We start from the raw sequence: 25,071 nt of genomic DNA on the forward strand, positions 1-25,071 counted from the left end.
GCACAGATGCTGCCTGAGCCATTGTCATCGCAGGCAAGCCAGCTCCCACAGTTGCTTTGGGTTTGCCTGGATTGCGCGTTGTTCAAATAATCACCAATCACCTTGCGCCGTTTCTCCCCCTTCTCTACAATTGCGCCCCTTGCCTTCCTGGCAGGCATCTATGTGCCTCCCTGCGGCAAGATCCATAAGTGTCATTCACTCCTTGTCTGACCGTTTTTGAGCGGCAGGCTACAACCCGTAAGGAGCATTCATGCGTCATTACGAAATCATCTTTTTGGTCCACCCGGATCAAAGCGAGCAAGTCGGCGGCATGGTTGAGCGTTACACCAAGCTGATCGAAGAAGACGGCGGCAAAATCCACCGTCTGGAAGATTGGGGCCGTCGTCAACTGGCCTACGCAATCAACAATGTTCACAAGGCTCACTACGTGATGCTGAACGTTGAGTGCACTGGCAAGGCCCTGGCCGAGCTGGAAGACAACTTCCGCTACAACGATGCAGTGATCCGTAACCTGGTCATCCGTCGCGAAGAAGCCGTTACCGGCCAATCCGAGATGCTCAAGGCTGAAGAAAACCGCAGTGAGCGCCGTGAGCGTCGCGACCGTCCTGAGCACGAAGGCGCCGAAAGCGCTGATAGTGATGACAGCGACAACAGCGATAACGCTGACGAGTAATCCACGGACCTTTTAAGGAGCCTATCAAATGGCACGTTTCTTCCGTCGTCGTAAATTCTGCCGCTTCACCGCTGAAGACGTGAAAGAGATCGATTACAAAGATCTCAACACTCTGAAAGCTTACGTATCCGAGACCGGCAAAATCGTTCCAAGCCGTATCACCGGTACCAAAGCACGTTATCAGCGTCAGCTGGCCACCGCTATCAAGCGCGCCCGCTTCCTGGCCCTGCTGGCCTACACCGACAGCCACGGCCGCTGAGACCGGGCAGTCGACAAGTAGTAAGGGATTGAATGCATGCGCGCCTTAGCTGAGTTCATCATGCGCGGTCGCGTGCAGGCCACTCTGGTAGTGGCTGGATGTGCGGCATTGCCGCTGCTTTATTGGTTGGGTGCTGCCGCCGGTTGCCTTGTGCTGCTGCGGCGCGGTTTGAAGGACGCCCTTGGCGTTCTTGCCCTGGGTTTGTTGCCGGCCTTGATCTGGTGGCTGCAAATGGGTGATCCACGGGTACTTCTGGTACTGCTGGGGTCATCGAGCCTTGCGTTGGTTTTACGCGCAAGTGAGTCCTGGGTCCGCACGCTGCTGGTCAGCGTGGCATTGGGGTTGGTGTACTCAGTGATGCTTGGCGCGGCTTTCCGCCCGCAAATCGAGGCGCTGTCGCAGGAAATCGTCAAGATCCTGCCGTTGGCCCTCGGGGATCTCTACCAGCATTTGTCGGTAGATGAGCGAGCGCGGTTTGTGTCACTGATTGCTCCGGTCCTGACCGGCCTGATTGCGGCATTGTTGCAGGTTGTCAGCGTGCTGAGCCTGATTCTTGGGCGTTATTGGCAGGCGTTGTTGTACAACCCGGGTGGTTTTGGTCGCGAGTTTCGCAGTATCAGAATTCCCGCGGGACCGGCGATGTTGTTGCTGGCGTGCATGGTTGTCGGGCCGAACTTCGGTCCACAGATAGCCTTGCTGGCGCCGATTTGCAGCGTACCGCTGGTGTTTGCCGGGCTGGCCCTGATTCATGGGTTGGTTGCGCGAAAGCGCCTGGCCAAGTTTTGGCTGGTGGGGTTGTACGTGACGCTGTTGCTGTTCATGCAGCTGATCTATCCGTTACTCGTGGTTTTGGCCATTGTCGACGGCCTGATTGATTTTCGCGGTCGTCTGGCGTCGAAAGACGCTGATAACGCGAACGGTGAAGGTTAAAAGTTAGAGGATTTTCACATGCAACTGATCCTTCTGGAAAAAGTCGCCAACCTGGGCAACCTGGGCGACAAAGTGAACGTTAAGGCCGGCTACGGTCGTAACTACCTGCTGCCGTACGGCAAAGCCACCGCTGCAACCGCTGCCAACCTGGCTGCGTTTGAAGAGCGTCGTGCTGAGCTGGAAAAAGCAGCAGCAGACAAAAAAGCTTCGGCCGAAACTCGCGCTGCCCAACTGGCTGAGCTGGAAGTGACTATCACTGCCACCGCCGGTGACGAAGGCAAGCTGTTCGGTTCGATCGGCACCCACGACATCGCTGATGCACTGACCGCCTCCGGCGTTGAAGTGCAGAAGAGCGAAGTTCGTCTGCCGAACGGCACCATCCGCAACGTAGGCGAATTCGACGTAGCCGTGCACCTGCACGCCGAAGTTGAAGCCACCGTACGCGTTGTCGTGGTAGCAGCTTAAGCAGCACCTAACTGACTGGCACCTAGCGTGTCAGCCAGTTAACATCGGGCACGATCCTGTTTACAGGTCGTGCCTTTTGTTTTTCTACAATCCCCTAATTCCAAGTGGCCATGAACGATATTTCAGCTCCTGAGCAATACGATCTGCAAACCGCTGCCCTGAAGGTGCCGCCGCATTCCATCGAGGCCGAACAGGCCGTGCTCGGTGGTTTGATGCTGGACAACAACGCCTGGGAACGCGTGTTGGATCAAGTCTCGGACGGTGATTTCTATCGCCATGACCACCGGCTGATCTTCCGCGCCATCGCCAAGCTGGCCGACCAGAACTCACCGATCGACGTGGTGACCCTGGCCGAACAGCTGGACAAGGAAGGCCAGACCTCTCAAGTCGGCGGCTTGGGTTACCTGGGCGAACTGGCGAAAAACACGCCATCCGTCGCCAACATCAAGGCGTACGCCCAGATCGTTCGCGAGCGCGCCACCCTGCGCCAGTTGATCGGCATCAGCACCGAAATCGCCGACAGCGCCTTCAACCCCGAAGGCCGCACCGCCGCCGAGATCCTCGACGAAGCCGAGCGCCAGATTTTCCAGATCGCCGAGGCGCGGCCTAAAACCGGCGGCCCGGTCAGCGTCAACGACCTGTTGACCAAGGCCATCGACCGTATCGACACGCTGTTCAATACCGACAACGCCATCACCGGTATTTCCACCGGTTACACCGACCTCGACGAGAAGACCAGCGGCCTGCAGCCGTCCGACTTGATCATCGTCGCCGGCCGTCCATCCATGGGTAAAACCACCTTTGCGATGAACCTGGTGGAAAACGCCGTGTTGCGCAGCGACAAGACCGTGCTGGTGTACTCCCTCGAGATGCCAGGCGAATCGCTGATCATGCGTATGCTTTCATCGCTCGGGCGGATCGACCAGACCAAAGTACGTGCCGGTCGCCTGGAAGACGACGATTGGCCGCGCCTGACCTCGGCGGTCAACCTGCTCAATGACCGCAAGCTGTTCATCGATGACACTGCGGGTATCAGCCCCTCGGAGATGCGTGCGCGTACTCGCCGCCTGGTGCGTGAGCACGGCGACATCGCCCTGATCATGATCGACTACCTGCAGCTCATGCAGATCCCGGGTTCCAGTGGCGACAACCGGACCAACGAGATTTCCGAAATCTCCCGGTCCCTCAAAGCCCTGGCCAAGGAATTCAACTGCCCGGTGGTGGCGCTGTCTCAGCTCAACCGTTCCCTGGAACAACGTCCCAACAAGCGCCCGGTGAACTCCGACTTGCGCGAATCCGGAGCGATCGAGCAGGATGCTGACGTGATCATGTTTGTGTACCGGGACGAGGTGTACCACCCCGAAACGGAACATAAAGGCATTGCCGAGATCATCATCGGCAAGCAGCGGAACGGGCCGATCGGCTTTATCCGCCTGGCGTTCATCGGTAAGTACACGCGCTTCGAGAACCTCGCGCCGGGCAGTTACAACTTCGACGACGACGAATAATTCTCCCGCGCCTGTAGAGGCCTCATCACGGGCAAGCCCGCTCCCACACTTGAACGGTGAACACCTTCAAATGTAGGAGTGGGCTTGCCCGCGATAGCGTCACCACAATTCCGACCATTACCGTCGGAATTGGTCAAAATTTGTGCTATATTCCGCGCCCGCGATTTTTCATCTCAACACCGGTCACCGCCATGCAAACAGCCAAGCCGTTATTTGACTATCCCAAGTACTGGGCCGAATGTTTCGGTCCTGCGCCATTCCTGCCGATGAGCAGGGAGGAGATGGATCAGCTTGGCTGGGATTCCTGCGACATCATCATCGTCACCGGTGATGCGTACGTGGATCACCCGTCGTTCGGCATGGCCATCATCGGCCGGCTGCTGGAGTCTCAGGGCTTCCGCGTCGGGATCATTGCCCAGCCGAACTGGCAGTCCAAAGACGACTTCATGAAGCTCGGCGAGCCGAACCTGTTCTTCGGCGTCGCGGCCGGCAACATGGACTCGATGATCAACCGCTACACCGCCGACAAGAAAATCCGCTCCGACGACGCCTACACCCCAGGCGGCATGGCCGGCAAACGCCCGGACCGCGCGAGCCTGGTGTACAGCCAGCGTTGCAAGGAAGCCTACAAGAACGTGCCGATCGTACTCGGCGGCATCGAAGCTTCCCTGCGCCGCATCGCCCACTACGATTACTGGCAGGACCGCGTGCGCAACTCGATCCTGATCGACGCCGCCGCCGACATCCTGCTGTACGGCAACGCCGAGCGCGCGATTGTCGAGGTTGCCCAGCGCCTGTCGTGGGGCCACAAGATCGAAGACATCACCGATGTGCGCGGCACCGCGTTCATTCGCCGTGACACGCCGGAAGGCTGGTACGAAGTGGACTCCACGCGTATCGACCGTCCGGGCAAGGTCGACAAGATCATCAACCCGTACGTGAACACCCAGGACACCCAGGCCTGCGCCATCGAGCAGGAAAAAGGTCCGCAGGATGATCCGGAAGAAGCCAAGGTCGTACAGATCCTGGCCAGCCCGCGCATGACCCGCGACAAGACCGTGATCCGCCTGCCATCGGTAGAAAAAGTCCGTGGTGACGCGGTGCTCTATGCCCACGCCAACCGCGTGTTGCACCTGGAAACCAACCCAGGCAACGCCCGCGCCCTGGTGCAGAAGCATGGCGAAGTGGACGTGTGGTTCAACCCGCCGCCCATTCCGATGACCACCGAAGAAATGGACTACGTGTTCGGCATGCCTTACGCACGTGTTCCGCACCCGGTGTACGGCAAGGAAAAGATCCCGGCCTACGACATGATTCGCTTCTCGGTGAACATCATGCGTGGCTGCTTCGGTGGCTGCACCTTCTGCTCGATCACCGAGCACGAAGGCCGCATCATCCAGAACCGTTCCGAAGAGTCGATCATTCGCGAGATCGAAGAGATCCGCGACAAAGTGCCAGGCTTCACCGGGGTGATCTCCGACCTCGGCGGCCCGACCGCGAACATGTACCGCATCGCCTGCAAGAGCCCGGAAATCGAATCCGCGTGCCGTAAGCCATCGTGTGTGTTCCCTGGCATCTGCCCGAACCTGAACACCGACCACTCCTCGTTGATCCAGCTGTACCGCAGCGCCCGTGCGTTGCCGGGTGTGAAGAAGATTCTGATTGCTTCCGGCCTGCGCTACGACCTCGCGGTCGAGTCGCCGGAATACGTCAAAGAGCTGGTGACCCACCACGTCGGTGGCTACCTCAAGATCGCCCCGGAACACACCGAGGAAGGTCCGCTCAACCAGATGATGAAGCCGGGCATTGGCAGCTATGACAAATTCAAGCGCATGTTCGAGAAGTACACCAAGGAAGCGGGCAAGGAGCAGTACCTGATTCCTTACTTCATCGCGGCCCACCCGGGCACCACCGATGAAGACATGATGAACCTGGCCCTGTGGCTCAAGGGCAACGGCTTCCGCGCCGACCAGGTGCAGGCGTTCTACCCCTCGCCAATGGCCACCGCCACCGCGATGTACCACTCGGGCAAGAACCCGCTGCGCAAGGTCACCTACAAGAGTGACGCGGTGACCATCGTCAAGAGCGAGGAGCAGCGCCGTCTGCACAAGGCCTTCTTGCGCTATCACGATCCGAAGGGCTGGCCAATGCTGCGTGAAGCGCTGACCCGCATGGGCCGTGCCGACCTGATCGGGCCGGGCAAGGACCAGTTGATCCCGCTGCACCAGCCGGCCACCGACAGCTACCAGAGCGCGCGTCGCAAGAACTCGACGCCGGCCGGCAGCCACAAGGTCGCCAAGGAAACCACCACCAGGATCCTCACCCAGCACACCGGCCTGCCGCCACGTGGCAGCGACGGCAGCAACCCGTGGGACAAGCGCGAACAAGCCAAGGCGGCGGCCATGGCGCGCAACAAGCAGGCGGCCAAGGAACGCGCCGACGCGGCCAAGGGCAAAGGCGGCAAGCCTGCGCGCAAGCCGGTCGTGCCGCGTTGATCGCAGCCTGAATATGCAAAACGCCAGCCTCGTGCTGGCGTTTTGCTTTCTAGTCGGTGGGTAGTCTGTTTGTTAAGGTGGCGCGCATTGAATCGCCTTCGCGAGCAAGCCCGCTCCCCCATTCGAGCGCATTCTCATGCTGGAACTCGGTCAACTGTGGGAGCGGGCTTGCTCGCGAAGGCGTCAGTTCAGTCATCACCATTTCAAGGAAGATCACCCCCATGGGCAACCCCCTGGCCGGTATCGGCATGGACTCCAACCGCTCGCAATTCATGGCGCGCCAGCGCATCGAAAGCGAACTCAACCTGCCGCGGATATTTGCTGCCATCGACGCCGACCCCAACATCGTTGGTGCAGGCGTGGTGTATATCGACGCCGACTTCAATGTCGTCACCCTGCGTGAGTTCAAGCCCATCTGCAGCATTCAGCCCAAGCGCATCATTGTGCGTGAGGCGCAGAAATACGTCGCGCCAGCGCAGTTTGCTGACCAAGTGATGAATAACGCGCGCGAGTCGCGGTTGATCAGCGAAGCCTTCAACACCACCTTGTCCTGCGGCGGCGCGGTGCTGGGTTGGCTGGTGATGTTAAGCGGCACCATCGCGGTGCCGTTCAGCGGTGGTGCCAGCTCGGTCATCACCGTCATTGGCTATACCAGCGCCACCGCCAGTACGGCGTCCTGCCTGATGGGCGCTTTTCGCACCCGCAATGAGATCGTCAACCCTGGCATGAATGACTATCTGGATAGCGAGGAGTGGTACCAGACCGCTACCAAGATCATGGATGGCGCTGCCTTGGTGGGCGTGGGTGCGTCTGCGCTGACCACGGTCAAATTGGTCAATGTGGCCCGTGCATCCACCGGCAAAACCCTGCGCCAAGTGCTCAAAGGCCTGAACGGTCAGGAGCGGGAAAAGCTGACAAAAGAGCTGCTGAAAATCGCCGACCCACAGATGTCGACCAAGATGCGCAAGCTGCTGCAATTGCGCGGCGATTTGCCCAAGCGCTTTACCCACACTCAGCTCAAGCACGCCACCATCGTCCAGCTCGGCGACGCTTTCAGTGCAGGGCTGAGCGTCTGGGGGCTGGCGCGCTCAGACAACCCCAAACAGCTCAAAACCTTGGCGATAGGGTTGTACGAGGAGCTTGAATAATGAGTGGCGTCCCGTCGTTGAAACCCTTTTTGCTGGAACATTTCCCCTCGTTCATCGGCGTGATTCTCGCCGGTTGCCTGGGCGGTTCCGGCGCAATTTCCCTGGCGGCCGCCACCTATTTTGCCGACGTGCCCATGGCCACCAATGCCACCGTCTCGTGGTTCGTGGTGATCTTCGCGGCCTTGTTCGTGGTCAACAGCAACTTCCTGGTCGTGCGCGGGCACGCCTGGGCGGTGTGGGGCATGGTCGGCTTTTTTGTGGTGTGCCTGCTGGTGGTGCTTCCGACGCTGCAATTTCACCCGCACTGGTTTATCTACAGTGAAAGCCTGTTCTGGCCATTGCTCGGGTTGTTGCTGATCAACAGCAAGGGCTATCGGGCGATGGTCAGGAAATTGGTTGAGGTACGGCGCCTGCGCAACGCGTCCAAGGCTGCTTGACTGGGTAGATTCACCACCCCAATCGCGCGCACACGCCACAAAGATGTGCAGCGTATGCACCATCGCACTGACGACGGCGCTGTTTTGGTGCTGTACTGCAGCGGGTCTTACGATAAAGCGCAATGACGGCCGCTCTGGCATAAGTCTTGCGCGCTTTGTGTCCATGCCCTGGCTCGCAGGAGGCCGCCGTGTCGATTCATGTCGCGTTGCACCACGTTACGCATTACCGCTACGACCGCGCTGTCGAACTCGGCCCACAGATCGTGCGTTTGCGCCCGGCTGCCCATAGCCGCACGCGGATTTTGTCCTACGCACTCAAAGTGCTGCCCGAGCAGCACTTCATCAATTGGCAGCAGGACCCGCAGGGTAATTACCTGGCGCGCCTGGTGTTCCCGGAAAAGACTGACCAGCTGCGCATTGAAGTCGACCTTGTCGCTGAGATGGCGGTATTCAATCCGTTCGACTTTTTCCTTGAGCCCTACGCCGAAAAGATCCCTTTCAGCTACGCCGCCGATGAGCAGCGCGAGCTGGCGCCGTACCTGGAAACCCTGCCGCTGACGCCGAAGTTTGCCGCCTACCTGGCCGGCATCGACCGCACGCCCTTGCCGGCCGTGGACTTTCTGGTCGGCCTCAACCAGCGCCTGGCGGCTGATATCGGCTACCTGATCCGCATGGAGCCGGGTGTGCAAACCCCGGAGTTCACCCTGCAAAACGCTTCTGGCTCCTGCCGCGATTCGGCCTGGCTGTTGGTGCAGTTGCTGCGCAATCTGGGGTTGGCGGCGCGTTTTGTGTCCGGCTACCTGATCCAACTGACCGCCGACGTCAAAGCCCTCGACGGTCCTTCCGGCACCGAAGTGGACTTCACCGACCTGCACGCCTGGTGCGAAGTGTATTTGCCCGGCGCCGGCTGGATCGGCCTGGATGCGACCTCCGGGTTGTTCGCCGGTGAAGGGCACATTCCGTTGGCCTGTAGTCCCGATCCATCGTCCGCTGCGCCGATCAGTGGGCTGGTGGAGCCCTGCGAGTGCGAATTTACCCACGAGATGTCGGTTGAACGCATCTGGGAAGCGCCTCGGGTTACCAAGCCCTACACCGAAGAGCAGTGGCTGGCGATCCAGGCGCTGGGCCGGCAGATCGACGGCGACCTGCTCAAGGACGATGTACGCCTGACCATGGGCGGCGAGCCGACCTTTGTTTCCATCGACGACCCCGATGGCGCTGAGTGGAACACCGCTGCGCTGGGGCCGGACAAGCGTCGCCTGTCTGCCGAGTTGTTCCAGCGCATGCGCAAACACTACGCGCCCAGGGGGCTGGTGCACTTCGGCCAGGGCAAGTGGTACCCCGGCGAGCAACTGCCGCGCTGGTCGCTCAATTGTTACTGGCGCCGCGACGGCGTGCCAATCTGGCACAACAGCGCGCTGATCGCCGATGAACAGCAGGATTACGGCGCCGACGGCGTGATGGCCGGGCGCTTCCTGGCCAGCGTCGCCGAGCGCCTGAAGTTGCCGGCGCGCTTCGTGTTTCCGGCCTTCGAAGACAATTTCTATTACCTGTGGCGCGAAGGCGCGCTGCCGCAAAATGTCACCGCCCAAGACCCACGGCTGAGCGACGACCTGGAGCGTGAGCGCCTGCGCAAAGTCTTCAGCCAGGGCCTGGATAAAGTCATCGGCCAAGTGTTGCCGCTGGCGCGCACGGCCGCCAATGACCGCTGGCAGAGTGGGCGCTGGTACCTGCGCGACAACCACTGCCGCCTGGTGCCGGGCGATTCGCCGCTGGGCTATCGCCTGCCGTTGGCCTCGCAGCCGTGGGTGACGGCGGCGGAGTACCCGTTTGTGCATCCGACCGACCCGAACCAGGATCAGCCGGCGCTGCCGAGCGCTTCACACTTGCAAAGCCACGGCGAACCCGCGCCCAGCGATGAGCGCGTGCCGAAGGTGGACGAGTCCGCCGATTGGCTGACCCGCACTGCCTTGTGCGCTGAAGCGCGCGAAGGGCGGCTGTATCTGTTTATGCCGCCGCTGGAGCGCGTCGAGGACTACCTCGAACTGGTGGCCGCCATCGAAGCCACCGCCGAAGAACTGCACTGCCCGGTGTTGCTGGAAGGCTACGAGCCGCCGTTCGACACGCGCCTGAGCAACTTCCGGGTCACGCCGGACCCGGGTGTGATCGAGGTCAACGTGCAGCCGTCCGCCACGTGGGACGAGTTGGTCGAGCGCACCGAATTTCTCTACGAAGAGGCGCGGCAAACCCGCCTCACCACAGAGAAATTCATGATCGACGGTCGCCACACCGGCACCGGCGGTGGTAACCACTTTGTGCTCGGCGGCGCCACGCCCAAGGATTCGCCGTTCCTGCGCCGCCCGGACTTGCTGCGCAGTTTGATCAGCTACTGGCATAACCACCCGTCGCTGTCGTACCTGTTTTCCGGGCTGTTTATCGGCCCGACCTCCCAGGCACCCCGAGTGGATGAGGCGCGAAACGACGCGCTGTACGAGCTGGAAATTGCCTTCGCGCAGATGCCCGAGCCCGGCGAAGAATGCCCGCCGTGGTTGGTCGACCGCCTGCTGCGCAACCTGCTGATCGACGTGACGGGCAACACCCACCGCGCCGAGTTCTGCATCGATAAGCTTTACTCACCGGACGGCGCCACCGGCCGCCTGGGTTTGCTGGAGCTGCGCGCATTTGAAATGCCGCCGCATGCGCGCATGAGCCTGGCCCAGCAATTGCTGCTGCGCGCCTTGGTCGCGCGTTTCTGGCGTGAGCCGTACGCGCCGCCAAAACTGGCGCGCTGGGGCACCGAGCTGCATGACCGCTTCCTGTTGCCGCACTTCATCGAGCAGGATTTCGCCGACGTGATCGTCGAACTGAACGCCGCCGGTTACCCGCTGCGAGCCGAATGGTTTGCCGCGCACCTGGAGTTTCGTTTCCCCAAGGTCGGCGACTACGCCGTCAGCGGCATCGAACTGGAACTGCGCCAGGCTCTGGAGCCTTGGCACGTACTGGGCGAGGAGGGCGCGGTGGGCGGCACGGTGCGTTATGTGGATTCGTCGCTTGAGCGCTTGCAAGTGAAGTTGAGCGGGCTGCCGCCACAACGCTATTTGCTGACGTGCAATGGCATTCCGGTGCCCCTGCAGCCGACCGGGCGCGTGGGTGAGTTTGTCGCCGGCGTGCGCTACCGCGCCTGGCAACCGGCCAACTGCCTGCAGCCGACCATCGGGGTGCACGCGCCGCTGGTGTTCGACCTGCTCGACACCTGGATGCAACGCTCGCTGGGCGGCTGCCAGTATCATGTCGCCCATCCTGGCGGGCGCAATTACGACAGCTTGCCGGTGAACGCCAATGAAGCAGAGAGCCGGCGTATGGCGCGGTTTTTCCGCTTGGGGCATAGCCCTGGCAAGTTGCCTGTGCCTCCTTTGGTTATCAATGACGAACTACCGATGACCCTGGATTTGCGGCGTTTCCCCAATAAAAATGACTGAATGCGATTTAAATGTGGGAGCAGGCTTGCCTGCGATAGCGATATATCAACCAGCCAATAGGGTGGCTGGAAATCGCAATCGCAGGCAAGCCAGCTCCCACAATAGATTGCAGTGAATTTGAGTTAACCTGACTTCCCTTGCCTCTGCCGAGCGTTCCATGTCCGACTTGCTCGACCGTTACCCGCTGACCGCGGGCACTTACCACGAACTGCTGGACGACGGTGGCGCGGTGCGTGCCCATTGGCAGCGCTTGCTTGATCACCTGCAACGCAGCACGCCCGCGCAACTGGCCCAGCGCCAGGCGCTGCTGATCCGGCAGATCCAGGAAAACGGCGTGACCTACAACGTCTACGCCGACCCCAAGGGCGCCGATCGCCCATGGGAGCTGGACTTACTCCCGCATGTGCTGGCCGCCGATGAGTGGCGGCACTTGTCGGCCGGTATCGCCCAGCGTGCGCGCCTGCTCAATGCCGTGTTGGCCGACCTGTATGGCCCGCAGCGCCTGATCAAAGAAGGCCTGCTGCCGGCTGAGCTGGTGTTCGGGCATAACAACTTCCTCTGGCCGTGCCAGGGCATCCAGCCGCCGGACGGTACCTTTCTGCACCTGTACGCCGTGGACCTGGCGCGCACCCCGGATGGCCGCTGGTGGGTCACCGCCGACCGTACCCAGGCGCCTTCGGGCGCAGGTTATGCGTTGGAAAACCGCACCATCGTGTCCCGCGCCTTTCCGGATTTGTACCGTGACTTGCAGGTTCAGCACCTCACCGGTTTCTTCCGCACGCTGCAGGAAACTCTGGCCCGCCAGGCTTCCTGCGACGACCAATCACCGCTGATCGTGCTGCTCACGCCGGGGCGTTTCAACGAGAGCTATTTCGAACACCTGTACCTGGCGCGACAGCTCGGCTACCCGTTGGTGGAAGGCGGCGACCTCACCGTGCGCGACAGCACCGTGTTCCTGAAAACCCTCAGCGGCCTGCGCCGGGTGCACGCGATCATGCGTCGCCTGGACGACGACTTCTGCGACCCGCTGGAGCTGCGCACCGACTCTGCCCTGGGCGTGCCCGGCCTGCTGGATGCCGTGCGCCAAGGCAATGTGTTGGTGGCCAATGCCCTGGGCAGCGGCGTGCTGGAGTCGCCGGGCTTGCTCGGCTTTTTGCCGAAGATCAACCAGTTCCTGTTTGGCGAAGAATTGATCCTGCCGTCCATCGCCACCTGGTGGTGCGGTGAGGCGCCGGTGCTCGCTGAGGCCTTGGAGAAACTGCCCGAGCTGCTGATCAAACCGGCGTTTCCATCGCAAAGTTTCGCCCCGGTATTTGGCCGCGACTTGAACGACGAACAACGCCAGGCGCTGGCCGAACGTATGCGTGCGCGGCCTTATGCGTATGTCGCCCAGGAATTGGCGCAACTGTCCCAGGCGCCGGTGTGGCATACCGTGGATGACCATTTGCAGCACCGCGCCATCGGCATGCGCGTGTACGCGGTGGCCAGCGACGAAGGTTATCGCGTGCTGCCCGGCGGCCTCACCCGTGTGGCGGCCGAGGCCGACGCCGAGGTGGTATCGATGCAACGCGGCGGCGCGAGCAAAGACACGTGGGTGCTGGGCGAACGCGCTGCCGGTAGCGAGCAGTGGCGCGCGCAGCGGCCAATTGGCGCCCACGATCTGGTGCGCCGCGACCCCTACCTGCCGTCACGCGTGGTGGAAAACCTGTTTTGGTTCGGCCGTTACTGCGAGCGGTGTGATGACAGTGCGCGCTGGTTGCGGATTGTGCTGGCGCGGTATGTGGACGGTGACGATCCGCTGGCCTTGCAGGCGGCGGTCGAGCTGGGCGAGACCCTGCGCTTGCTGCCCGAAGAAGGGGAATTGCCCGAGCGGCTGCTTGCCGCCTTGCTTGGCGATGACTGGCCATCGAGCCTGCGCGCCAACCTGCAGCGTCTGCAGTGGGCGGCGTCCCAGGTGCGCGGCAAGCTGTCGCGAGAAAACTGGCAGGCCTTGGTCGAGCTGCAGCGCGAAGCCCTGGAGCTGGAAAGCCAGACCCCGGACTTCGGCGAGCTGCTGGATTTCCTCAACCGCCTGGTGATGTCCCTGGCGGCGCTGTCCGGCTTTGCCCTGGATGACATGACCCGTGATGAAGGCTGGCGCTTCTTGATGATGGGCCGGCGCATCGAGCGCCTGCAGTTCCTAAGCAGCAGCCTGGCGGCGTTCCTGCGTGGCGTGGCGGTGTTTGATCAGGCCGGGCTTGAGTGGCTGCTGGAGTTGGGTAACAGCAGCATCACCTATCGCTCGCGCTACCTGGCGGTGCCGCAGTTGATCCCGGTACTCGACCTGTTGTTGCTGGATGAGCAGAACCCGCATGCGGTGCTGTTCCAGCTGAAACTGGTCAGCCGCACGTTACGTCGTCTTAACGATGACTTCGGTGTGCCTAGGGAAACCGGGCTGGCGCCGCTGGTGGAGCGCCTGGCACGTTTTGACCTGGGTTGCCTGGAGAACCCGCTGTTCGGCGAGTCCAGCGTGCGTGCCGCGTTGGGTGGCCTGGCTGACCTGCTGCAAGCGGTGGCCGATGAGAGTGGGCAAGTGTCGGATCGCCTGGCGTTGCGCCATTTTGCCCATGTGGATGATGTCAGCCAGCAGACGGTGTCGGTGTGATGAGTGCGCGCTACCAGATTTTTCACGATACCCATTACCACTACGACAGCCCGGTGTCGCTGGCGCAACAGCTGGCGCACTTGTGGCCACGGCCGTGCGCGTGGCAGCGTTGCAGTTCGCAGCAACTGGACATCAGCCCGGAGCCGACGGCGCGGCGCGATGAGCTGGACGTGTTCGGCAATCCGATCACCCGGCTGGCGTTCGAACGGCCCCATGATGAACTGCTGGTGAATGCAGGGCTGGCCGTCGAAGTGCTGGCGCGGCCTGCGCTGGATTTTCAGCAGTCGCCGGCCTGGGATCAGACCCGCGACAGCCTGACTTACAGCAGCCAGCCGCTGTCAGCCGAACTGATCGAAGCCTGCCGCTATCGCTTCGAGTCGCCCTACGTGCACCTGAAAAAAACCTTCGTCGAGTTTTCCGAAAGCTGTTTTCCGCCCGGCGAGCCGTTGCTGCTCGGCGTGCAGGCGTTGATGGAGAAGATTTTCAGCGAGTTCACCTTCGATGCCGAAGCCACCCAAGTCGCCACGCCGCTGGTGGAAGTGCTGGAGCGCCGACGCGGCGTGTGCCAGGACTTCGCCCACCTGATGCTCGCGTGCCTGCGCTCGCGTGGCCTGGCGGCGCGGTACATCAGTGGCTATCTGCTTACGCAGCCACCGCCCGGCCAGCCACGGCTGATCGGCGCCGATGCGTCGCACGCGTGGATTTCGGTGTTTTGCCCGGTGTCGGGCTGGGTAGATTTTGATCCGACCAACAATGTGCAGCCGGCACTGGAGCACATCACCTTGGCCTGGGGCCGGGATTTCTCGGATGTGTCGCCGTTGCGGGGGGTGATTCTGGGAGGAGGGAACCATGACCCGGAGGTGCGGGTGACGGTGATGCCGCTGCAATAACAGTGGATTGAGGCGAGCAGGGAAGGCCTGCTCACCTCAACAGAATTTATTCAGCCGGGTCTTTCGGTGTCTCGGTTTCGTCGGTTGCCACTTCACCTTCGGCATCCGGGTTCAGTGCACTTGCTTCTTCATCTGCAGCGGCTTTCTTGCGTTGCAGCTTTTCCTCTTTCTTCTGCTCCTTGGCCAAGTCTCTCTGACGTTTGGCGAAGGAGTAATTAGGTTTGGCCATGGGCGATCCTCTAGGGTCGAAGGTGAGGGTGGCGGCGCGCAGCTGCCTTGGGTCGCTATGGTAGCAGCTTAGCGGCGCGGTTGGCCTTCACTTACCGCAGGCGTACGCGGCCAGCAGACCGTTGAACAGTTGATTCAGATGCATGGCGCGGGCTCCAAGGGGGATGAGCCGATCATAGGCAGGTGGTCGAACTTTGGCTGGTAGATTGTGTTGATCAGTCTGATAGCCTAAAGTTGTATACAATCTGTTGATGCAGATCATAAGAATTCAAGCCTGCTTGAGGCACCCTTGTCGCAATACGCGTTTTTTAAACCCTGCCATGGAGATTCACATGTTTGCCAAAATCGTTGCTGTTTCCCTGCTGACACTGGCGAGCGGCCAGTTGCTTGCTGCAGAGTGCGCGGTCACTGTTGATTCCACCGACCAGATGTCCTTCAACACCAAAGAAATCACCATCGACAAGAGCTGCAAGACGTTCACCGTAAACCTGGAACATTCCGGCAGCTTGCCGAAGAACGTCATGGGCCATAACTGGGTGCTGAGCTCCGCCGCCGACATGCCTGGCATCGCCAGCGACGGCATGGCCGCCGGTATCGACAAGAATTACCTCAAAGACGGCGACACCCGCATCATCGCCCACACCAAGATCATTGGTGCTGGCGAGAAAGACGCCGTGACCTTCGATGTGTCGAAACTGGCCGCCGGTACGGATTACGCGTTCTTCTGCTCGTTCCCAGGCCACATCTCGATGATGAAAGGCACTGTGACCGTCAAGTAAGCCGATTCCGGTCGAAAAAAAAGCGCCTTGCGGGGCGCCTTTTTTGTGGGCGGTCTGTAGTACCGCGTTATCGTTCTTCGCGAGCAAGCCCGCTCCCACACTTGATCGAGTTCCAGCATGAGGATGCGTTCACATGTGGGAGCGGGCTTGCTCGCGAAGGCGATCTAACAATCAGTACAAAACTATCTGGCTCACCTCACGGCGCGAATGGCATGACCCGCTTGTGCTCGGTCTTGCGATACGTGTCGCAAATGATCTTGAACGCCTCTTCACGCACTGGCTCGCCGTGCAGGAAGGCATCAATCTCGGCGTACGTCACGCCGTGGGATGCTTCGTCCGGCTTGCCTGGCGACAAGTCTTCGAGGTCGGCTGTCGGGATCTTCTCCACCAGCGATTCCGGCGCACCAAAGTGCCGAGCAATCGCACGTACCTGGTTTTTCACCAGCCCGCTCAATGGCGCCAGGTCGCAGGCACCATCACCAAACTTGGTGAAAAAGCCCATGACCGCTTCCGCCGCATGGTCGGTGCCGATCACCAGGCCACCGGCCGCGCCAGCGATGGTGTACTGCGCCACCATGCGCATGCGCGCCTTGGTGTTGCCCAGTACAAAATCACGCGACACCGCCGCCTTGCCTTCAAAGGCCGCCACTTCATTGGCCAGGGATTTGACCGCCGGGCCGATGTTCACAGTGTGGCGCTCGTCCGGTTCGATGAAGTCCACCGAAGCCTGAGCGTCGATCTCGTCGAACTGGGTTTCGTAAGGCAGGCGCACGGCGATGAAACGGTAGGCCTCATCGCCGCTGCTGGCCCGCAGTTCGTGCATCGCACGTTGGGCCAGCAGGCCGGCGGTCAGGGAGTCGACGCCACCGCTGATGCCCAGCACCAAGGTCTTGAGCCCGGAATTGCGCAGGCAATCCTGGATAAAGGTCACGCGGCGGGCAACTTCGGCCTCCAGGGCGGCCTGGTCCTTGAACGGGGCTTGGACCTTGAGCTGCTGCGCAATCTCACGCTGTACGGCTTGCATGATTCACTCCTTGCTGGAAAGGGCAGGTACTTTGAAAACGTGACGCAAATAGGCGACGAAATTCGGATCGGTGCAGTGGGTCTTGCCCGCTTCATCGGAGATTTTCGCGACGGGCTGGCCATTGCAGGCCGTCATTTTAAGCACGATGCTCATCGGCTCAACCCCTGGAATGTCACAGGTCAGGTTGGTGCCGATGCCGAAGCTGACATTAATGCGACCGCGCAACGCGCGGAAAATCTCCAGGGCCTTGGGCAGCGACAGGCTGTCAGAGAACACCAGCGTCTTGCTCATCGGCTCGATGCCGAGCTTGTGGTAGTGGGCGATGGCCTTTTCTGCCCACTGCACCGGGTCACCGGAATCGTGGCGCAGGCCGTCGAACAGCTTGGCGAAGTACAAGTCGAAGTCGCCGAGGAAGGCGTCGGTGGTGATGCAGTCGGTCAGCGCGATGCCCAGCAGGCCTCGGTATTCGCGGACCCAGCAGTCGAGCGCGGCGATCTGGCTGTCGATCAGGCGCGGCCCGAGTTGCTGGTGGGCCATGATCCATTCGTGGGCCATGGTGCCGAGCGGTTTCATGTCGAATTCGCGGGCCAGGTGCACGTTGCTGGTGCCGACGAAGCGGCCTGGGAAGTCGTGCTTGAGCACGCTGACCACTTCTTCCTGCACCCGGTACGAGAAGCGCCGGCGCGTGCCGAAGTCGGCCACCTGCAGTTCCGACAGCTCGTCGCTGCTGGCGTTGGCGGTCAGCCAGTCGAATTTGCGGTACAGCTGCTCGCGGGCCTGTTCGAGGATCACGGTCTGGTAGCGGTAGCGGTTACGCACCTCGCTGACGATGGCCAGCATCGGTACTTCAAACAGGATCACGTGCAGCCACGGCCCGCGCAGGCGGATAAACAGCTCACCGTTCTCGATGCCGGTTTGCACATAGCGCAGGTTGAAGCGGAACAGCCCCAGAAAGCGCAAAAAGTCCGGTTTCATGAAGCTGATGCGCTCCAGAAAGCCCAATTGATCCGGGCTCAGGCTCAGCTCGGCGAGGCGCTCGATCTGGTAGCGGATTTCCGCCAGGTACGGGCGCAGGTCTTCGCTGTTGCGGCAACGGAACTCCCATTCAACTTCCACATTCGGGTAGTTGTGCAGCACCGCCTGCATCATGGTCAGCTTGTAGAAGTCGGTGTCGAGCAAGTTCTGCACGATGCGATCGGCAAACACACTCTCGCTCATAACGGGAATCTCCAGACGGGTCGACGATGGGCGCCGACCTTTACGCACTATTAAGGAATGGCGCTAGTGGCGCATAGACCCGTGGGGTTTTGCCAGTGTTTTTTCAGCTTGGCACTGTTGTTGTGGCCACTGGCGCCTTCGCGAGCAAGCCCGCTCCCACAGTTGGAATGCATTTCAAGTGCGGGAGCGGGCTTGCTCGCGAAGGCGGTATTGCAGGCGACGCAGCTCAAACAGGCTTTACCTGTTCCATCATCCACTTCACAAAATCGCGCACCTTGGGCACCTCCGCCGAATGCTCCGGATACGCCAGGTAATACGCATCCTGGCTGGGCAACGCGTGCTGCCAGGGAATCACCAGCTTGCCCTCGGCCAATTCTTCTTCCACCAGAAAGCGCGGCAACAAGGCCACGCCGCAGCCCACTTGCGCCGCGCGAATGCACATATAGAAGGTGTCGAAACGCGGCCCGTGGTAGCTGTGCTCGGTGTGGAAACCCTGGCTGGCGAACCAGTCATGCCAGCCTTGGGGCCGCGAGGCGTTCTGCAGCAGTACCAGGTCGCTGAGTTGCGTGGGGTCGGTGAACGGCTGCGCAGGGAGGCTTTCCGGCGCACACACCGCCACCAATGCTTCGCTGAACAGTTTCAGGCTCTCGGTGCCGGGCCGTGAGCCCTGGCCGAAGTAAAAAGCCATGTCGGCCTTGCCTTGCAGCAGTTCGTCCGGCTCCTGCTCGTTGCACAGGTCCAAATGGATGTGCGGATGGCGCAAACGCCAGCCTTTGAGGCGCGGCACCAGCCAGCGCGCGCCGAAGGTGTAGGGCGTGGACACCCGCAGCACTTCGGTCTCGCCGCCGTAGGAGCGCAGGTAATGGGTGGACATCTCCACCTGCGTGAGGATTTTTCGCACTTCCACCAAGTACAAATCACCCGCCGGGGTCATCTGCAAGCGGCGGCGCACCCGGCGAAACAGCAGGTGTTGCAGCAACTCTTCCAACTGCGCGACCTGTTTGCTCACTGCGCTTTGCGTGAGGTTCAGTTCCTCGGCGGCCCGGGTAAAGCTCAGGTGGCGGGTGGCGGCTTCGAAACACTGCAGGGCGGTGATCGAGGGCAAATGTCTTTTGTTCAGCACGGCACGCCTCTTTTTATTCTTTGCATGAATAAACGGAATGATATCTCGCCTAATCGTCGTTTGTTGGCAAGTCTTGGGCCAGCTACAAATAAGGCCTGGATCGCCGTGTCTGTGGCGGCGCGAATTTTCTGTTTGAAATTGAAGGAGTGACCCATGGTTGCCGCATTGCTTGATCGTCTCGGGGTGAACCCGGCGCTGTACCAGTCGGGTAAACAACCCGTGCATTCGCCGATCGACGGCAGCCGTATCGGCAGTGTGCACTGGGAAGGCGCCGCCGAGGTGGAGCAACAGGTCAGTCGCGCCGAGCATGCATTCGAGGCTTGGCGCAAGGTGCCGGCACCGCGCCGTGGCGAGCTGGTGCGCCAGTTCGGCGACGTATTGCGCGAATACAAGGCAGACCTGGGCGAGCTGGTGTCGTGGGAAGCCGGCAAGATCACTCAAGAAGGCCTGGGTGAAGTGCAGGAAATGATCGACATCTGCGACTTCGCCGTCGGCCTGTCGCGCCAACTGTACGGTTTGACCATCGCCTCCGAGCGCCCAGGCCACCATATGCGTGAAACCTGGCACCCGCTGGGCGTGGTCGGCGTAATCAGCGCCTTCAACTTCCCAGTGGCCGTGTGGGCGTGGAACACCACGCTGGCGCTGGTGTGCGGCAACGCCGTGATCTGGAAACCGTCGGAAAAGACCCCGCTCACCGCGCTGGCTTGCCAGGCGCTGTTCGAGCGTGTGCTGAAAACATTCACCGATGCGCCCGAGTACCTGAGCCAAGTGATCATCGGTGGCCGCGACGCCGGCGCCGCGCTGGTGGATGACCCGCGCGTGGCACTGATCAGCGCCACCGGCAGCACCCGCATGGGCCGCGAAGTGGCGCCCAAAGTCGCCGCCCGCTTCGCCCGCAGCATTCTCGAACTGGGCGGCAACAACGCAATGATCCTCGGCCCAAGCGCCGACCTGGACATGGCCGTACGCGCCATCCTGTTCAGCGCCGTCGGCACCGCCGGCCAGCGTTGCACCAGCCTGCGCCGCCTGATCGCGCATGAGTCGGTCAAAGAAGAAATCGTCACCCGCCTCAAGGCGGCGTATTCCAAGGTGCGCATCGGCCACCCGCTGGAAGGCAACCTGATCGGTCCGCTGATCGACAAACACGGCTTCGAAAACATGCAGGACGCCCTGGAGCAGGCCTTGAGCGAAGGCGGCAAGGTGTTCGGCGGCAAGCGTCAGCTGGAAGATAAATTCCCGAGTGCCTACTACGTGTCGCCGGCGATTGTGGAAATGCCCGAGCAAAGCGACGTGGTGTGCACCGAAACCTTCGCGCCGATTCTGTATGTGATCGGCTACAGCGACTTTGCCGAAGCCCTGCGTTTGAATAACGCCGTGCCGCAAGGCCTGTCGTCGTGCATCTTCACTACCGATGTGCGTGAAGCCGAGCAGTTCATGTCGGCGGTAGGCAGTGATTGCGGGATCGCCAACGTCAACATCGGCCCGAGCGGTGCGGAAATCGGAGGCGCGTTTGGCGGTGAGAAAGAGACTGGCGGCGGGCGCGAGTCGGGTTCGGATGCATGGCGCGGCTACATGCGTCGCCAGACCAATACCGTGAACTACTCGCTGGAATTGCCGCTGGCGCAGGGTATTACCTTCGACTAAATCCCTGTCGAAGCGCGGTTGAAAATGTGGGCGCGGGCTTGCTCGCGAATGCGGTGGATCAGCTGTATATCTGTTGACTGACACACCGCTTTCGCGAGCAAGCCCGCTCCCACATTTGACTTCATTTGCAGTTCGGAAAAGTGGTTTGTTGGGTCTCATCGGAGTCTGGCAATGGCATTACGCGAAGCATGTTTGTGGGAGCACATGACCCCTGGCCGCCCGGACCGGGCTGCGCTCAAGGGCGAGGTCAAGGTGGATGTATGCGTGATCGGCGCCGGGATCACCGGGTTGTCGGCCGCCGTTCATTTGCTGGAGCAAGGCAAAAGCGTCGCCGTGCTGGAGGCCCATCGCACCGGCCACGGCGGTTCGGGGCGTAACGTCGGGCTAGTCAACGCCGGCATGTGGATTCCACCGGACGAGATCGAAGCCGGTTTTGGCGAGGCGGTGGGCAGCCAGCTCAACCGCATGTTGGGCGCAGCGCCATCGTTGGTGTTCAGCTTGATCGATAAGTACGGCATCGACTGCCAACTGCGCCGCGAGGGCACGTTGCACATGGCGCACAATGCCCGTGGCGAGGCGGATTTACGCAGTCGTGAAGCACAATGGAAGCGCCGTGGCGCGCCGGTTGAGTTGCTGACCGGGCAAGCCTGCGAACACGCCACCGGCACCAAAAAGATCGCCGCCGCGCTGCTGGATCGACGCGCGGGCACCTTGAACCCGATGGCCTACACCAGTGGTTTGGCGAATGCGGCGGTTGGCCTGGGTGGGCAGCTTTTCGACCATTCCCCTGTCACCCAGCTGGAGCGCCAGGGCGCAAACTGGTCGGTGCAAACCGCGCAGGGCTCGGTGCAGGCTGCACAAGTGGTGATTGCTTCCAATGCCTACACCGAAGGCGAATGGACCGAGCTGCGGCGCAACTTCTTCCCAGGCTATTACTACCAGGTCGCCTCGGCGCCGCTGACGGACGAGGCTGCCAAACAGATCCTGCCTGGCGGGCAGGGTTCGTGGGACACGCGCCAGGTGTTGAGCAGCATCCGCCGCGATGCGGACGGCCGCCTGTTGCTCGGCAGCCTGGGCAACGGTCATCAGAAACCTGCGTGGTTCCTCAAGGCGTGGGCCGATCGGGTGCAGCAGCATTACTTCCCGTACCTCAAATCGGTGCAATGGGAATACACCTGGACCGGCTGCATCGCCTTCACCCCGGACCACCTGATGCGTCTGTTCGAACCCGCGCCGGGCCTGGTGGCGGTGACCGGCTATAACGGGCGAGGCGTGACCACCGGCAGCGTGGTGGGCAAGGCATTTGCCGACTATTTGTGTCACCAGAATCCCCAAGCCCTGCCAATTCCTTTCGCACCGATGCAACCGCTGGCCGGGGTGGGTCTGCGCAGCTGCCTGTATGAAGCCGGATTTTCGCTGTACCACGCGGGCCAATGCCTCCGGATCGTGATCTGATCAGCGAAATACCTGTCAGAAGCCTGCATTTTCTTAGCAGGCTACTAATCTGTATTGGTGCAAGTCGTAGCAATCACGCACTGTAAATGTGCAGTTCCGTTACGCACATTGTTACAGGCGTAGGAACTGTCGTTTATCCGTCTGGTTGCAGGTGCGACCTGCCAGGGTTGTACTTTTTCGCGCCATCGGTTGCACCTCTCGATGCTAGACGGTTGCACGTCCTGGCAAAAGGAGTCGAAACGCCTGTAATAACAATGACACCGTGTCTTTTTGAAGAATAAAAACGTAATGGCACGCGGCTTGCTCTGGGCTTTCCCTGAAAGTTTCAGTTGAAGGTTCGCAGTGAAATCGTAGTGCCAATAAACAAAAACCTCGGAGCACCACTCATGTCCCAGACGTTTTACAAGAAAGGTTTTCTGGCCCTCGCCGTTGCAGCGGCGCTGGGTGTTTCTGCGTTTGTTCAAGCTGATGTGAAGATTGGCGTAGCGGGGCCGATGACGGGCGCCAACGCAGCTTTCGGTGAGCAGTACATGAAGGGTGCCCAAGCGGCAGCCGATGTGATCAACAAGGCCGGCGGGATCAACGGCGAGCAACTCAAGCTGGTGGCCGGCGATGACGCCTGTGAGCCGAAGCAGGCCGTGGCCGTAGCCAACCGCCTGGCGGACCAGGACAAAGTGATCGGCGTGGTCGGGCACTTCTGCTCCTCCAACACCATCCCGGCCTCCGAGGTGTACGACGAAGCCGGCATCATCATGATCACCCCGGGTTCCACCAACCCACAGGTGACCGAACGTGGCCTGGGCGCGGTGTTCCGTATGTGCGGGCGTGATGACCAGCAAGGCATCGTCGCCGGCGACTACATCGTCGACGTGCTCAAGGGCAAGAAAGTCGCGGTCATCAACGACAAAGACACCTACGGCAAAGGCCTGGCTGACGCCACCGCTCAGCAGTTGACCAAGCGTGGCGTCAAGCCGGTGCTGGAAGAAGGCCTGACCCGTGGCGAGAAAGACTTCAGCGCCCTGGTCACCAAAATCCGCTCCACCGGTGCTGATGTGGTGTACTTCGGCGGCCTGCACCCTGAAGCCGGTCCACTGGTGCGCCAGATCCGTGAAGCGGGCCTCAAGGACGTCAAGTTCATGTCCGATGACGGCGTCGTCACCGACGAACTGGTCGCCACCGCAGGCGGCGCGCAATACGTAGACGGCGTTTACATGACCTTCGGCGCCGACCCGCGCCTGCTGCCAGACAGCAAGACCGTCGTGGAAGAGTTCCGCAAAAACGGCACCGAGCCTGAAGGCTACACCCTGTACGCCTATGCCTCGATCCAGGCCCTGGCCGCCGGCTTCAACGGCGCCAAGTCCAATAAAGGCGAAGACGCCGCCAAGTGGCTGAAATCGCACCCGGTCAAAACCGTGATGGGCGAGAAAAACTGGGACGCCAAGGGCGACCTGAAAATCTCCGACTACGTGGTTTACCAGTGGGATAAAGACGGCAAATACCACCAGCTGGAAAAGCAGAAGTAAGAACAAGCACGATCGTTTAAGCGCCTCGATCCCCTGTGGGAGCTGGCTTGCCTGCGATAGCGGTTTCACCTTCAACACAGGTGTTGGTTGTCAGTCCGTCATCGCGGGCAAGCCCGGCTCCCACAGGGGGCGCGGTTGCTCGCACCATCGTGTCAGGCGACAAGTCTGTCTTTTCCTCCAGAAGCGCCGCACACCCACCGGTGTGCAGGTGCTCACCGCGTGAGATTGCGTTATGGATGGTATTTTCCTGCAGCAACTGGTCAACGGCCTGACCCTCGGGTCGGTCTATGGCCTGATCGCCATCGGCTACACAATGGTCTACGGCATCATTGGCATGATCAACTTCGCCCATGGCGAGGTTTATATGATTTCCGCTTACCTCGCGGCGATCAGTCTGGCACTGCTGGCTTACTTCGGCATCGAATCCTTCCCGCTGCTCATTCTCGGCACCCTGATATTCACCGTGGTCGTCACCGGCGTTTACGGTTGGGTCATCGAGCGTGTCGCCTACAAACCGCTGCGCAACTCCACCCGACTGGCACCGCTGATCAGCGCCATCGGTATCTCCCTGATCCTGCAAAACTATGCGCAGATCGCTCAGGGCGCGAAACAACAAGGCATTCCTACCCTGCTGGCCGGCGCCTGGCGCGTCGATATCGGCAGTGGGTTCGTGCAGTTGACCTACACCAAGGTGTTCATCCTGGTGGCCGCGTTTCTGGGCATGGGGCTGCTGACCTACATCATCAAGTACACCAAGCTGGGCCGCATGTGCCGCGCGACCCAGCAAGACCGCAAGATGGCGTCGATCCTGGGCATCAACACCGACCGGGTGATCTCCTACGTGTTCGTGATTGGTGCAGCGATGGCGGCCCTGGCTGGCGTGCTGATTACCCTCAACTACGGCACGTTCGACTTCTACGCCGGCTTCATCATCGGCATCAAGGCGTTTACCGCAGCGGTACTCGGCGGCATCGGTTCCCTGCCTGGGGCCATGCTCGGCGGGATCATCCTGGGTATCTCCGAGTCGCTGTTCTCGGGGTTGATCAACTCTGACTACAAAGACGTGTTCAGTTTCTCCCTGCTGGTGGTGATTCTGATTTTCCGTCCTCAGGGCCTGCTTGGTCGTCCGCTCGTGGCGAAGGTGTAAAC

Annotated in this window: 20 protein-coding genes; 16 read left to right on the forward strand and 4 right to left on the reverse strand. The window is 61.0% G+C overall.

From position 1 onward, the window contains the following. Positions 1–250 precede the first annotated feature (250 nt). From rpsF to AACU78_RS21205, 11 genes are all read left to right on the forward strand, one after another. Positions 251–673 carry a 30S ribosomal protein S6 gene (rpsF, locus tag AACU78_RS21155; RefSeq protein WP_003217491.1) on the forward strand — a complete coding sequence of 141 codons (423 nt, stop codon included), beginning with the start codon at positions 251–253 and terminating at the stop codon, positions 671–673. A gap of 28 nt (positions 674–701) precedes the next feature. Beyond that, positions 702–932 carry a 30S ribosomal protein S18 gene (gene rpsR, locus AACU78_RS21160; protein WP_002551829.1) on the forward strand — a complete coding sequence of 77 codons (231 nt, stop codon included), beginning with the start codon at positions 702–704 and terminating at the stop codon, positions 930–932. 36 nt (positions 933–968) lie between these two features. Then, positions 969–1,862, forward strand: a complete 894-nt coding sequence (locus AACU78_RS21165; RefSeq protein ID WP_106577633.1) for a hypothetical protein — start codon at positions 969–971, stop codon at positions 1,860–1,862. Positions 1,863–1,880: 18 nt separating this feature from the next. Further along, positions 1,881–2,327, forward strand: a complete 447-nt coding sequence (gene rplI, locus AACU78_RS21170; RefSeq protein ID WP_003171376.1) for a 50S ribosomal protein L9 — start codon at positions 1,881–1,883, stop codon at positions 2,325–2,327. Between the two features lie 110 nt (positions 2,328–2,437). Beyond that, positions 2,438–3,835, forward strand: coding sequence for a replicative DNA helicase (gene dnaB, locus AACU78_RS21175; protein WP_017526410.1), 1,398 nt, complete (start codon positions 2,438–2,440; stop codon positions 3,833–3,835). 191 nt (positions 3,836–4,026) lie between these two features. Beyond that, positions 4,027–6,330, forward strand: coding sequence for a YgiQ family radical SAM protein (locus AACU78_RS21180; protein ID WP_106577634.1), 2,304 nt, complete (start codon positions 4,027–4,029; stop codon positions 6,328–6,330). A gap of 221 nt (positions 6,331–6,551) precedes the next feature. Next, the gene (locus AACU78_RS21185; RefSeq protein WP_106577635.1) at positions 6,552–7,478 is read left to right on the forward strand and encodes an NAD synthetase; all 927 of its coding nucleotides are present in this window, start codon (positions 6,552–6,554) and stop codon (positions 7,476–7,478) included. Beyond that, complete coding sequence (locus AACU78_RS21190) at positions 7,478–7,915, forward strand: hypothetical protein (protein WP_106577636.1); 438 nt, start codon at positions 7,478–7,480, stop codon at positions 7,913–7,915. The genes AACU78_RS21185 and AACU78_RS21190 overlap by 1 nt, the downstream gene beginning before the upstream one ends. 188 nt (positions 7,916–8,103) lie before the next feature. Then, positions 8,104–11,394: a transglutaminase family protein gene (locus tag AACU78_RS21195; protein ID WP_106577637.1), complete on the forward strand. Its 3,291-nt coding sequence runs from the start codon at positions 8,104–8,106 to the stop codon at positions 11,392–11,394. Positions 11,395–11,551: 157 nt separating this feature from the next. Beyond that, a complete protein-coding gene (locus AACU78_RS21200) occupies positions 11,552–14,038 on the forward strand; it encodes a circularly permuted type 2 ATP-grasp protein (protein WP_106577638.1) in 2,487 nt (828 codons plus the stop codon). Continuing rightward, positions 14,038–14,928 (forward strand): transglutaminase family protein, encoded by an 891-nt coding sequence (locus tag AACU78_RS21205; protein WP_106577639.1) that lies wholly within the window; start codon positions 14,038–14,040, stop codon positions 14,926–14,928. The genes AACU78_RS21200 and AACU78_RS21205 overlap by 1 nt, the downstream gene beginning before the upstream one ends. A 46-nt stretch (positions 14,929–14,974) precedes the next feature. On the opposite strand, the gene AACU78_RS21210 is transcribed toward AACU78_RS21205, so the two are convergent. After that, positions 14,975–15,157 (reverse strand): hypothetical protein, encoded by a 183-nt coding sequence (locus tag AACU78_RS21210; protein ID WP_106577640.1) that lies wholly within the window; start codon positions 15,155–15,157, stop codon positions 14,975–14,977. A 331-nt stretch (positions 15,158–15,488) separates the two neighbouring features. Here AACU78_RS21210 and azu point away from each other — a divergent pair, with 331 nt between their 5' ends. Then, positions 15,489–15,935 carry an azurin gene (gene azu / locus AACU78_RS21215; protein ID WP_106577641.1) on the forward strand — a complete coding sequence of 149 codons (447 nt, stop codon included), beginning with the start codon at positions 15,489–15,491 and terminating at the stop codon, positions 15,933–15,935. A 196-nt stretch (positions 15,936–16,131) separates the two neighbouring features. Here azu and nadE read toward each other — a convergent pair whose 3' ends face one another. The 3 genes from nadE to AACU78_RS21230 all read right to left on the reverse strand — a co-directional run bounded on the left by nadE (position 16,132) and on the right by AACU78_RS21230 (position 19,300). Continuing rightward, positions 16,132–16,959 carry an ammonia-dependent NAD(+) synthetase gene (nadE, locus tag AACU78_RS21220; protein WP_106577642.1) on the reverse strand — a complete coding sequence of 276 codons (828 nt, stop codon included), beginning with the start codon at positions 16,957–16,959 and terminating at the stop codon, positions 16,132–16,134. A gap of 3 nt (positions 16,960–16,962) precedes the next feature. Next, the gene (gene pncB, locus AACU78_RS21225) at positions 16,963–18,177 is read right to left on the reverse strand and encodes a nicotinate phosphoribosyltransferase (protein ID WP_065900159.1); all 1,215 of its coding nucleotides are present in this window, start codon (positions 18,175–18,177) and stop codon (positions 16,963–16,965) included. A gap of 226 nt (positions 18,178–18,403) precedes the next feature. After that, positions 18,404–19,300 (reverse strand): LysR family transcriptional regulator, encoded by an 897-nt coding sequence (locus AACU78_RS21230; protein WP_106577643.1) that lies wholly within the window; start codon positions 19,298–19,300, stop codon positions 18,404–18,406. A gap of 153 nt (positions 19,301–19,453) precedes the next feature. On the opposite strand from AACU78_RS21230, the gene amaB reads away from it, so the two are divergent. The 4 genes from amaB to AACU78_RS21250 all read left to right on the forward strand — a co-directional run bounded on the left by amaB (position 19,454) and on the right by AACU78_RS21250 (position 25,069). Next, a complete protein-coding gene (gene amaB, locus AACU78_RS21235; protein WP_106577644.1) occupies positions 19,454–20,944 on the forward strand; it encodes an L-piperidine-6-carboxylate dehydrogenase in 1,491 nt (496 codons plus the stop codon). Positions 20,945–21,115: 171 nt separating this feature from the next. Continuing rightward, positions 21,116–22,399: an L-pipecolate oxidase gene (amaA, locus tag AACU78_RS21240; RefSeq protein WP_106577645.1), complete on the forward strand. Its 1,284-nt coding sequence runs from the start codon at positions 21,116–21,118 to the stop codon at positions 22,397–22,399. A gap of 386 nt (positions 22,400–22,785) precedes the next feature. After that, positions 22,786–23,922 carry a branched-chain amino acid ABC transporter substrate-binding protein gene (locus AACU78_RS21245; protein ID WP_106577646.1) on the forward strand — a complete coding sequence of 379 codons (1,137 nt, stop codon included), beginning with the start codon at positions 22,786–22,788 and terminating at the stop codon, positions 23,920–23,922. Positions 23,923–24,154: 232 nt separating this feature from the next. Further along, positions 24,155–25,069, forward strand: coding sequence for an ABC transporter permease subunit (locus tag AACU78_RS21250; RefSeq protein ID WP_053254074.1), 915 nt, complete (start codon positions 24,155–24,157; stop codon positions 25,067–25,069). Positions 25,070–25,071 lie beyond the last annotated feature (2 nt).

The organism is Pseudomonas sp. R9.37, assembly GCF_963878885.1.
Taxonomy (GTDB): Bacteria; Pseudomonadota; Gammaproteobacteria; order Pseudomonadales; family Pseudomonadaceae; genus Aquipseudomonas.